Origin of the sequence: Nocardia wallacei, from assembly GCF_029868745.1 — a bacterium.
GTDB classification, from domain to species: domain Bacteria; phylum Actinomycetota; class Actinomycetes; order Mycobacteriales; family Mycobacteriaceae; genus Nocardia; species Nocardia wallacei_B.
The window spans coordinates 1-11722 of the sequence record NZ_JARWOP010000269.1 but is presented as its reverse complement, the minus strand read 5'-3'; the positions used below and the strand labels follow the sequence as shown (position 1 = coordinate 11722).

General features: G+C 71.0%; 6 protein-coding genes. 2 read left to right on the top strand and 4 right to left on the bottom strand.

Annotated features, from left to right (window positions below):
* The 4 genes from QH470_RS24145 to QH470_RS24130 all read right to left on the bottom strand — a co-directional run.
* The coding region (locus tag QH470_RS24145) for an AMP-binding protein (RefSeq protein WP_280274615.1) at nt 1–258 on the bottom strand (258 nt) is incomplete at its 3' end.
* Between the two features lie 141 nt (nt 259–399).
* Nucleotides 400–7767 (bottom strand): non-ribosomal peptide synthetase, encoded by a 7368-nt coding sequence (locus tag QH470_RS24140; protein WP_280274614.1) that lies wholly within the window; start codon nt 7765–7767, stop codon nt 400–402.
* A gap of 209 nt (nt 7768–7976) precedes the next feature.
* Complete coding sequence (locus QH470_RS24135) at nt 7977–8891, bottom strand: helix-turn-helix transcriptional regulator (RefSeq protein WP_280274613.1); 915 nt, start codon at nt 8889–8891, stop codon at nt 7977–7979.
* A gap of 122 nt (nt 8892–9013) precedes the next feature.
* Nucleotides 9014–9766: a M23 family metallopeptidase gene (locus tag QH470_RS24130; RefSeq protein ID WP_280274612.1), complete on the bottom strand. Its 753-nt coding sequence runs from the start codon at nt 9764–9766 to the stop codon at nt 9014–9016.
* A gap of 303 nt (nt 9767–10069) precedes the next feature.
* Here QH470_RS24130 and QH470_RS24125 point away from each other — a divergent pair, with 303 nt between their 5' ends.
* Both QH470_RS24125 and QH470_RS24120 read left to right on the top strand, forming a co-directional pair.
* Nucleotides 10070–11122, top strand: coding sequence for a nitronate monooxygenase (locus tag QH470_RS24125; protein WP_280274611.1), 1053 nt, complete (start codon nt 10070–10072; stop codon nt 11120–11122).
* Between the two features lie 58 nt (nt 11123–11180).
* Nucleotides 11181–11573: an SCO5389 family protein gene (locus tag QH470_RS24120; protein ID WP_280274610.1), complete on the top strand. Its 393-nt coding sequence runs from the start codon at nt 11181–11183 to the stop codon at nt 11571–11573.
* Nucleotides 11574–11722 lie beyond the last annotated feature (149 nt).

The following is an 11722-nucleotide window of genomic DNA, read 5'->3' as shown; positions in this document are numbered from 1 at the left end:
CGACTCCACCGACCGCGGCACCCCCACCGCCACCACAACCTCAGGACCCACACCCCACTCGATCAACAACCGAGCCAACCGCGTCGACCGCTCATCCAACTCCGCATACGACAACACCACCAACGACGCCGACGCATCCGCGAACACCAACGCCGTACCGGTCGGGTTCGTCTCGACAGCGGTCGCCAGCAGTCTCGGCAGCGTGGTGACACGGGAGCGCCGAGCACGAGTAGGCCGCCGACGTTCGGGTCGGCTCACTCGAACACCCCGCCAGCAACTCCGAACATCAAAATGAAACCTTCTCCGTGCCTGTCGTGAACCTCACCGATCATGCCCTGTCCGCGCCCATACCGCATCCACCCTGGTTACGCACGCCCCAGAGTTCAGGGTCAGGAGATATCACAGCCGTTCGCTATCGCCGCGCAGCAATTCGCCGACGGCCACGACGACCTCGGCGGCGCCGAATCCGGCCGGAACGGCGCCCTGCTCGACCACCACGGCGCGCAGGTCCTCCAGGGGCTCCGGATCGAGCCCCGCGAGCCCGTCCGCGTCGAGGAACAGGTGTGTGACCCATTCGTCGGCGAGCGCCGCGCTCGTGGCCTCCGCCAGCACCACCGACGCACCGGCCGCACCGGCCGCGACCACCTCGAGCAGCGCTGCGGGGGCGTCCGCGCGACCGCGGCGGAACGTCCGGGACTCGAATGTCAGGTCGGTGCGTTCGCGTAGCCGGTCCACGGCCGCCGCGAGTTCGTCGTAGCTCAGGGTCACGCCCGCGGCCGCGAAGACGGTATCCACACCGCGCAGCGGCCGCGTCCGGTGGGCATAGGTCACCGGGCGCGCCGACTCCCCCGCCACCTCGGCGACGACCGCCGGATCGTCGAGCACCAGCCAGTCCACGCCGTCGCCCGCGGGCGCCGACCCGGCCGCCAGGCCGACCTTGATCTCCAGCGCCTCGGGCAGTCGCGTGCCGTCGCCGACGGGAACCACCGCGGCGCCCGCCTTCAGCACGGCCCACGTCGCCACCGTCGCCTCGACACCGCGATCCAGCCGCACCGCGACGCCCGTGCCCGGACCGCAGCCGCGCCCGATCAGCACCCGGGCCAGCCGCGACGAGCGGGCGCCGAGTTCCTGATAGGACACGGCGTCCTCGCCGAACGCCAGCGCCGGACCGTCCGGATCGTCCTCGACCGCCGCCGCCAGCGCCTGCGCCAGCGCGGTGCCGTTGGCCGAGACCGTTTCCACCGGCTCGGGCCGCTGCGCCTCGATCCGCGCGCGCTCCTGCTCGTCGAGCAGGTCGATATCGCCGACGAGCACCTGCGGATCGGCGGCCACCGCGGCCAGAATGCGCTCGAACCGGCGGCCCAGCGCCCGCACCGTCGCCTCGTCGAACAGATCGGTGGCGTAGGTGAAGACGGTGACCAGGTCGGCGGGCGCGCCCGCCGCGTCGTGGCGCGGCTCGACGATCACCTGCAGGTCGAACTTGGCCGCCACCCGGTCGCTGTCCAGCGCCGCCACGGTCAGGCCGGGCAGTTCCAGCGTCGGCTGCTCGGTGTTCTGGAACGCCAGCATCACCTGGAACAGGCTCTGTTCACCGGTGCGGCCCGGCGACACCACCTCGACCACCCGTTCGAACGGGATGTCGGAGTTCGCGAACGCGGAAAGGTCGGCCTCCCTGGCCTTTTCGACCAGCGCGTCGAAGGTGTCGGCGGTGCTGACCCCGGTGCGCAGCGCGAGCGTGTTGACGAACATGCCGACCAGATCGTCGAGCGCCCGCTCGCCGCGCCCGGCGATCGGCGTGCCGACGGTGACATCGGCGCTGCCCGACTGCCGGGCCAGCAGTGCCGCCAGCGCCGCGTGGACCACCATGAACAACGACGAATTGTGTTCGCGCGCAATGCGGAGCAGGCCCGCATGCACGTGCGCGGGCACGTCGAGACCCACCATGCCGCCGCGCATCGACGGCACGGCGGGCCGTGGTCGATCCGGCGCCAGGAACGCGCCGCCCGAGATTCCGGTGAGCTGGGTACGCCAGTAGTCCAGCTGGCGGGCGGCGATCGACTCCGGATCGTCGTCGGTCCCGATGACCCCGCGCTGCCACACCGCGAAGTCGGCGTACTGGACATCCAATGGCGCCCAGCCCGGTTCGCCGCCCTCGACTCGGGCCAGATAGGCGGTCATCAGGTCGCGGGCCAGCGGCGCGAGCGACGCGCCGTCGCCCGCGATGTGGTGCAGCACCATCGCCAGCAGGTGGTCGTCGCCGTTGCGCAGCAGCAGGGCCCGGACCGGAACCTCCTGTGTCACATCGAATCCAGCCGACAGCAGTTCGGTGATGCGCTCGATCGGATCGGTGCCGTCCACCACGGGCAGCCCGTCCGGCAGCGCGTCGGCGGCCGACAGGATCTCCTGATACGGCAGCCCGCCGGGGCCGCCGACCGGGTAGCGGGTGCGCAACACCTCGTGCCGCTCCAGCACATCGGTCACGGCCTGGCTCAGCACCGCCGCGTCCAGCGCGCCGGTAAGCCGGAGCGCCAACGGGATGTTGTAGGACGGCGATTCGGGATCGAGCTGGTTGATGACCCACATCCGCTGCTGCGCGAGCGACAGCGGGACGCGGTCGGTCCGCGGCACGGGCGCCAGCTTCGGCCGCACCGTCCCGGCCGCGGCGCCGGGCACGATGCGCGCCGCCAGCGCGGCCACGGTCGGCGCCTCGAAGACCTCCCGGACCGCGACATTCGAGTCCAGCGCCTCGTTGATCCGCGCGACCGCGCGGGTGGCGAGCAGCGAATTGCCACCGAGGGCGAAGAAGTCGTCGTCCAGCCCGACCTCCCCGGCGCCGAGCAGCCCGCCGAACACGTCGGCCACCGCCTGCTCGATGGGGGTGCCGGGTGCCCGGAACGCGGCAGACCCGATGAATTCCGGTGCGGGCAGCGCCCTCCGGTCCAGTTTGCCGTTCGGGGTGAGCGGCAGCGCGTCCAGCGCCACGACGGCGTCGGGAACCATGTAGGCGGTGAGGAACTCGCCCACCCGGCCGCGCAGCGCGACCGGGTCGAGCTGTGTATTCGCTTCGGGGACAACGTATCCCACCAGCCGGTCACCGGCCTGCTCGTCGGCGCGCACGACCACCACGGCCTGGCTCACGCCCTCGCAGCGCAGCAGCGCCGACTCGATCTCACCGAGTTCGATACGGAAGCCGCGCATCTGCACCTGCTGATCGGTGCGCCCGGCGTACTCCAGGTTCGCCTCGCCGCCGAACCCGGCCCACCGGCCGATGTCGCCGGTGCGGTACATCCGGGATCCGGCCGGGCCGAACGGGTTCGCCACGAACCTGGTGGCCGTCAAGCCGGCGCGGCCCAGGTAGCCGCGCGACAGCTGCTCGCCGGAAACGTGCAGCTCACCGGCCACGCCGACCGGGGCGGGATGCAGCCGGTCGTCGAGCACATAGGAGTCCAGGCCGGGGAGCGCGCGGCCGATCACGCTGGCCGGGTTGTCGGCCAGCCGCTCGTCCACGGCCAGGAACGACACGTGCACCGTCGTCTCGGTGATGCCGTACATATTGATCAGTTGCGGCGCGTCGGAGGCGTGCCGCTCGTACCAGCGCTGCAATTGCCGCAGGTCCAGGGCCTCACCGCCGAACACGACGTAGCGCAGCGCGAACTTGCCCGCGCCACCGGCGTGCGCGGCGCGGTCCGCCTCGGCCAGTTGGTAGAACGCCGACGGGGTCTGGTTCAGGACGGTGACCTGCTCGCGAATCAGCAACTCGCGGAACAGTTCCGGCGACCGCGAGGTCAGGTAGTCGACCACGACCACCGCGCCGCCGTTGGCCAGCGCACACCACAGTTCCCACACCGAGAAGTCGAAGGCGAAGGAGTGGAACAGCGTCCACACGTCGGTCTCGTCGAACTCGAACAGCAGCTGGGTGTTGGCGAACAGCTCGAGCACATTGCGATGCGAGACGCCGACGCCCTTCGGCACCCCGGTGGAGCCGGAGGTGTAGATGACGTAGGCCAGGTTCCGCGGCCGCAGCGGCGCGACCCGGTCGGCATCGGTCACGGGGGCGTCGGACCGGTCCGCGGCCTCCTCGAGCAGCACCACCGGGGCGGTGCCGCCGGGCAGCGCGTCTCGTTCGGACGCGGTGGTGAGGACGCAGGCGGGGGCGGCGTCGGAGAGCATGAACTCCAGCCGCTGCGCCGGGTAGGTGGTGTCGATCGGCAGGTATCCGGCGCCGGCGACCAGCACGCCCAGCAGCGCGACCGGTAGCTCCTCGGTGCGCGGAACCGCCACGGCCACCAGCGATTCCGGGCCCACGCCCTGCGCGATCAGCGCCCGCGCCACCCGGTTCGCCCGCCGCTGCAACTCGCCGAAGGACAGCGTGGTGTCGCCGTAGCGGATCGCGGTCGCGTCCGGCCGCCGCCGCGCCTGAGCGGCGAGCAGGTCCACCAGGGTGACCGGCGGCACCTGGGCGCCGGTCGAATTCCATTCGTGCAGTACGAGTTCGCGCTCGCCGGGCGCCAGCACGTCGATGTCGCCGACTACCGCCGCGGCCTCGGCCGCCACCGCGCCCAGGATGCGCCGGAACCGATCGGCGAAGTCCTGCACCGTGGCCTCGTCGAACAGGTCGGTAGCGTAGGTGAACGACGCCGACATGCCTTGCGGCACATTGTGTTCGTCGACGCGTTCGGCCAGGGCGAGCTGCAGGTCGAACTTGGCCAGCGGCACGGCCAGGTCCACGCCGGACACCGCCAGGCCGGGCAGCTCCAGCTGGGCCGGCGCCAGGTTCTGGAAGGTCAGCATCACCTGGAACAGCGGATGCCGCGCGGCCGAGCGCACCGGATCCAGCAGCTCCACCAGCCGCTCGAACGGCACGTCGGCGTGCCCGAAGGCGGCCACGTCGGTGGCGCGGACCGACTGCAGCAGTTCGTCGAACGGCGTACCCGGATCGACCTCGGTGCGCAGCACCAGGGTGTTGACGAACATGCCGATCAGGTCGTCGAGTTCGGCCTCGCCGCGCCCGGCGATCGGGGTGCCGATCGCGATGTCGCGGGTGCCCGACAACCGCGCCAGCAGCACCGCGAGCGCCGCGTGCACGACCATGAATACGGTCGAATTGTTGCCGTGCGCAATGCGATTCAGCGCTGCGTGCACGGCGGGGTCGATCTCGAAATCGAGCGTGGCGCCGTGGTTGGTGGCGACGGCCGGGCGCGGCCGGTCGGCGGGCAGATCCAATTGTTCCGGGAGTGCGGCCAGCTGCTGCTGCCAGAAGGCGATCTGCTGTGCCAGCACCGATTCCGGATCGTCCTCGGCGCCCAGGGTCTCCCGCTGCCAGAGCGCGAAGTCGGCGTACTGCACGGCCAGGGGCGTCCACCCCGGCTGTCCGCCGCGCACCCGGTCCAGGTAGGCGGTCATCAGATCGCGAGTCAACGGGCCCATCGAGAAGCCGTCGCCGGTGATGTGGTGCACCACGCACACCAGGACGTGGTCGTCGGCGGCCAGCCGCAGCACGCGCAGCCGCACCGGCGGCGCGACGGTGGCGTCGAACCCGGCCGTCACCGTCTCGGCGACGAGTGCCGGGACCTGCGCCTCGGTGGCGTCGTCCACCGGAAGTTCCGGCACCGCACGGGAATCGGTGAGCGGCAGCACCAGCTGGTAGCCCTCGCCGTCGAGATCCGGGTACACCGTGCGCAGCACCTCGTGCCGCTCCACCAGGTCGCGGACCGCGGCGCGCAGCGCGTCCAGGTCCAGGGCGCCGGTCAGCCGCACCGCGACCGGGATGTTGTTGACGGCGCTGTGCGGGTCGAAGCGGTTCAGGAACCACATCCGCTGCTGCGCGTAGGACAGCGGGATGCGCTCGGGCCGTGGCATCGGCCGCAACTGCTGCCCGGCCGCAGACCCGGCGTGCCGCTCCACGCGTTCGGCCAGCGCGGCCACCGTGGAGGCGTCGAACAGCAGCTGCACCGGCACCCGCACGTCCAGCGCGGAGCCGATCCGCGCGGCGGCCTGCGCGGCGAGCAGCGAATTGCCGCCCAGTTCGAAGAAGTCGTCGTCGGCGCCGACCCGACCGGCGGCCACCGAGCCCACCGGCTCACCGGCGGCCGGGTCCGGTTGCGGTCCCGCCGGCACGAGCAGCGCGGCGAACACGTCGGCGACGATCTCCTCGACCGGCGTGGACGGCGCGCGGAATTCCCGTGCGGCGAAGGCGGGTTCGGGTAGCCGGGCGCGATCGAGCTTGCCGATCGGGGTCAGCGGGATCTCGTCCAGCACCATGATCAGGGCCGGAATCATGTACGCGGGCAACGACTTCCCGAGGAACTCTTCCAATTCCCCCGTGTCGACCGTGGTTCCGGCACGCGGCAGCACATAGGACACCAGCGTGGTCGCGCCGGACGGCAAGGTGCGGCCGAGCGTGGCCGCGAAGTCGATGTCCGGATGTTCGGTCAGCGCGTTGTCGATCTCGCCGAGCTCGATCCGGAAGCCGCGCACCTTGACCTGGAAGTCGGAGCGCCCGAGGAATTCTATGCCGCCGTCGGACTCGTTGCGCCGCACCAGGTCTCCCGTGCGGTACAGCCGCGAACCCGGGCTGCCGGTCTCCGCGCCGAACGGGCTGGCCACGAACCGGCCCGCCGTCAGGCTCGGCCGGTTCAGATAACCCTGCGCGAGCGCGGGTCCCGCCAGGTACAGCTCACCCACCACTCCGGCGGGCACCGGCCGCAACCGCGAATCCAGCACGAACACACCGACTCCCGGGATGGGATTGCCGATGGTGATCGGCCCGTCCGGCTCCAGCGCGATGGACGACACCAGGATGGTGGCCTCGGTCGGCCCGTAGCCGTTGACGAACGTACGACCGTCGCGCGCCCACCGGCCCACCAGTTCCGGTCCGAACCGGTCACCGATCACCATCACGGTCTCGATGTCGTCCAGCCCGGTCGGGTCCACCGACTCCAGCGCGCCGGGGGTGATCAGCATGTGCGTGGCGCGCTCGCGGCGCAGCAGATCGGCCAGCTCGTAGCCGCCGAAGATCTCCGGCGGCGAGACCACCAGCGTTGCCCCGGAGGAGAACGCCAGCATCAGCTCCAGCACGGAGACGTCGAAGTTCGGCGAGCACACGTGCATCACGCGCGAATCCTCGCCCACTCCATAGTGTTCGCGCTCGGCCGCGACCAGTGCGCCGAGACCGACGTGGGTCACCACGACGCCCTTCGGCCGCCCGGTCGAGCCCGAGGTGTAGATGACATAGGCCGGGTGCTGCTCGGTGAGCGGGCGCACCCGGTCGGTGTAGGAGATCGGATGCGACGGCCGCGCCGCCACCCGGTCCCGCACCACCGGGTCGTCCAGCTCCAGCCAGTACACGCCGGTGCCGAGGGCGGAGCGGTGCGCGGAGGTGGTCAGGCCCAGCACGGCGCCGGAATCCGACACCATGTGGGCGATGCGCTCGGCCGGGTAGGTCGGATCCACCGGCACGTACGCCGCGCCGGTCTTGGCGATCGCCCACACCGACAGCACCGACTCGATCGAACGGGTGATACCGATGGCGACCACGTCACCCGCGCCGATACCGCGGTCGATCAGCTCCCGCGCCAGCCGCGAGGAGGCCTCGTCGAGTTCCCGGTAGGTGAGTTCACGTGCGTCTGACGAATCCTCGGCCGGCGCGAACCGGATCGCCACCGACTCGGCGGCGGACTCCACCGCCGCGGTGAGCAGCTGTCCGAAGAGCGGGCCGCCCGACCGACGACGGCGGCCTCCACGAGCGGATCGGCGGGCAGTTTCCATTCGAGTGCATTCACCTCTCGCGTCCAGCAGGTCCGCACGGCCGAACGATATCGGCGGCCCTCGCACGGTCCGGGCAATCATATAGGGGTCCTCGCGGTACTCGGCGGCGTCCGCGCGAGCCTCCTCTACTCATCGGTACGAGGGTGCCCCGTTGTTGCGCGAGGAGTCGAATTCGGTGGGCCGCGTCACAGCGGTCCGCGCGTCTCGGCTCAGAGCCACCCGCGCCGGATCGCCTGCACGCCCGCCTGGAATCGGGTGCTCGCGCCGAGCCGCTCGAGCAGGCTGGCCGTCCGGCGCACCACCGTGCGGCGGGACATGCCCAGCCGGCGGGCGATGGTGTCGTCGGTGGCGCCCAGACCCATCAGCGTCAGGATCGCCCGATCGCGCTCGTCCAGCGGCTCACTCGGATTCACCGAGATCGGCGCGGCCAGCGACCACAGCACATCGAAGGTGCGAACCAGCAGGTCCAGCGTCGGCGAGGGACCGATGCGCAGGCCCATCGGGTCGCCGCGGCGCTCGTCGTTGTGCAGCATCAGGCTGGCCCGCTCGCCGTCGACGATCATCACCTTCAGCGGCGGGTCGGGCAGCGTGCGCGCCTGCGCCCCGGCGGCATTGGTGGACAGCGCGTGCCGCAGCCGGTCCGGATCCTGATAGACGGTGTCCTGGTACAGCGTCTGATAGCGGACGCCCGCATCGATGCGGGCCGACTTCAGCTCGAACATCCGCTCGGCCCGGTCGATATCGCAGATGTAGGGCCCGCGCTCGACCAGCCGCACGTTGGTGCGGGCCGTGCGCTGTAGATCCTCGAATTCGGCGATCAGTTCCCGGGTCTCGTACATCGGGACGATCGTGCCGCCGCCGCGGGCGGTGCGCCGCACCGACCGGAACGTCTCGCCCAGGCGCGCGGCGGCCGCGTGCATGCGGGCGGTGTCGGCCTGGCGCCGCCGGGACTCGGCCTCGGACAGGGCCTCCGGCGCGTGCGCGTCCCACACGACGGTGCCGTTGGTGTCGATGCGGACGGCCGCCTGCAATTCGCACAGCCGGTCGAGGGAAGCCTCGGCGACCTCGGGCGAGCACTCCAGGTAACCGGCCAGTTCGGCCAAACTGGATCGCGGGTGTTGCACGAGGGCCGCGTACGCCCGGCCGTGCGGGGATCTGGAATCGAACAATTCGTGTAAACCCGTCACACCACCAGCCCCCACGACCGCCGGCCGTGCCCGTACACGGCCGCTGACACCCGCGACGATTACTGGGGTCCCCATTGCTGCGACAGGATCACACCCTTGCCGGCCAGGTAGGACGTCGGGTCGATCTTGTTCTCGGCGGCGTCCCAGACCTCCAGGTGTAGATGCGGCCCGGTGGAATTGCCGCGGTTGCCGACGGTGGCGATGACGTCACCGGCGCGCACTCGCTGACCGACGTTGACCAGGATGTCGTTGACGTGGCCGTAGACGCCGGTCGTGCCGTCGTCGTGCTTGACCCGCACCCACAGGCCGAAGCCGGAGGCCGGACCGGCCTCGATCACGGTGCCGTCCTCGATCGAGTGGATCGGCGTGCCGATGGCGTCGGCGAAATCGACGCCGTAGTGGAAAGCGCCCCACCGCGCGCCGAAATCGGAGCTGACCACACCGGCCACCGGGCGCACCGCGGGCGCCGCCGGGGCGACCTGGTTCTGCAGGCCCTTGATCACCTGCTCGGCCTGGGCGAGCGGACCGGCGACCTCGGGCGGCAGATTCTGCAGTCCGAACGGGGCCGGCTGGATCGGCGCGGCGACGGGCGCGGCCTGCGCCTCCGGCTCGGGGGCCGGAGCCGCGACGGGCTCGGGCGCCGCGACGGCCTGCTTGGCCTCGGCCGCCGGTTCGTCGACGCTGTCCAGGGCGATCGCGTCGCCGTTGCTGCTCTCGTGTCCGATCGGCAGCAGCGGGGCGGCGTTCGCGAGCTGGGCGGCGGTGCCGACGATGGCGCCGGCCGCGACCGCCGCGCTGGCCGCCAGCTTCATCCGGTCACCGGTGCGCGGCTCGGCGCGGTGCCGGTTCGGACGAGCGGCGCAAACACCATCTCCGAGCAAGTCCTTGACTGATACTGAGGTGGAGGTCTCACGGTGCTGCGGCAAGGTTCGTCCTAGCGTCGATCAACTCGGGTGACGTCGCCGATTCGAAACCTCATTTTCGGTAACGATTCGGCATACGCCGTGACGGAAACTGTACTCCGTCGTGACCTTTTCGCAACCTTCTCGGGCGAAAGTCCAGGTGATCCGCAGTAGGGCGGCGCGTTCGGCTGTTACATAAGCCAGACTGGGCCTGTGATCATCGACGACTTGCGGACCCCGATCGTGCTCGCGCCGATGGCCGGCGGACCCTCCACACCCGAACTCGCGGCCGCCGTCTCGGCCGCGGGCGGTCTGGGCTTCCTCGCCGCCGGGTACCTCGCCGCCGCGGACCTCGCCGACCGGATCGTGCGCACCCGCGCCCTCCTGTCCGACAGCGCCCGCCCGTTCGGCGTGAACCTGTTCGTTCCCGGAGCGCCGACGCCGCGGGAGCATTTCGCCCCCTATCTGGAGGGGCTGGGCCGCGAATTCCCGCTCGGCGAGGCCCGTTTCGACACCGACGACTGGGACGCCAAGCTGGATGCCCTGGTCACCGAGCCGGTAGCGGTGGCATCGTTCACCTTCGGCTGCCCGTCGGCGCGCGAGATCGCCCGCCTGCGGTCGGTGGGCACCGAATCCTGGGTGACGGTGACCTCGGTCGGCGAGGGGCGCACCGCGCTCGAGGCGGGCGCGGACGTGCTGATCGCCCAGGGCGCCGAGGCGGGCGGGCACCGCGCCACCTTCGTGGACCGCCCCGCCGACGATGCGGCCGACCCACTCTCGACACTGGCCCTGCTCCAACTGCTCACCGCCGCGACCGACCATCCGGTGGTGGCGACGGGCGGCCTCGCCACGGGCGCGGGCATCGCCGCCGTGCTGGCCGCCGGCGCGGCCGCCGCACAACTGGGCACGGCCTTCCTGAACTGCCCGGAGGCCGGTACCGCGCAGCTGCATCGCGACGCCCTGGTCATCGACGCCCCGACGATGCTCACCCGCGCGTTCAGCGGCCGCCGGGCCCGCGGCCTGCGCAACCGGTTCATCCTCGACCACCCCGACGCACCTGCCGCCTACCCCGAAATCCATTACGCCACCGGGCCGTTGCGCAAACAGGCACGCGCCGACGGCAACGCCGACGCGGTGAACCTGTGGGCAGGCCAAACACATACGCTGACCAGCGCAGTCCCCGCCGCCGACCTGGTGCGAACACTCTCCGCCGAGACGAAAAACGCTCTGAACCTAGCACTTTCGCGCACAATCCAGGATTGTTGACAACGTTTTTCGTTTAGAATCGGATGACACCATCCGCCTGTCCCACGAGGAGAGCGCTATGTCACTGGACGTCCCAACCGCACTACTCGAGCGTGCCGAACGCGGCGAGGTCTCCGACGACGAGTTCGTCGAGTGTGTCCGTAATTCGCTGCCCTACGCCTACGAGGTGGTCAGCCGAGTGGCAGCCGACCTGCGTTCCGGCACAGCCGAATACGCCGACAACCGGGTAGCCCCGCCGGACGAGGTGGCCCGCGGCCAGCTGCTGCGCGCCATGGCGTCCGACTCGATCCGCGGCGGCCTGGAGCGGCATTTCGGCGTGAAGATCGCGTTCCAGAATTGCCACCGGGTGGCGGCGTTCCCGCTGTCGGAGGTCGGTGGCGAGACCTACACGCGGTTCATCTCCACCCGGGCACAGCTGCTCAACCAGAGCCCGGAACTGCGTAACTGCTGATCCCGTACGGCGAACGGGGCCGGGCGCCACCAATAAGCCCCCCCGCATAAGGTATACGCCGGCCGCCCGGCTAGCATGTTCGGGTGTCCAACCCGCTTGATGTCGCTGAGAAGGTAACCGGTCCGCTGCCCGAACTGAGCGCGGACGAG

Excerpts from the sequence above, each read along its gene's own strand:
- QH470_RS24120 (WP_280274610.1), top strand. The coding sequence starts at position 11,181 with ATGTCACTGGACGTCCCAACCGCACTACTCGAGCGTGCCGAACGCGGC.
- QH470_RS24130 (WP_280274612.1), bottom strand. The coding sequence starts at position 9,766 with ATGAAGCTGGCGGCCAGCGCGGCGGTCGCGGCCGGCGCCATCGTCGGC.
- QH470_RS24140 (WP_280274614.1), bottom strand. The coding sequence starts at position 7,767 with ATGGAAACTGCCCGCCGATCCGCTCGTGGAGGCCGCCGTCGTCGGTCG.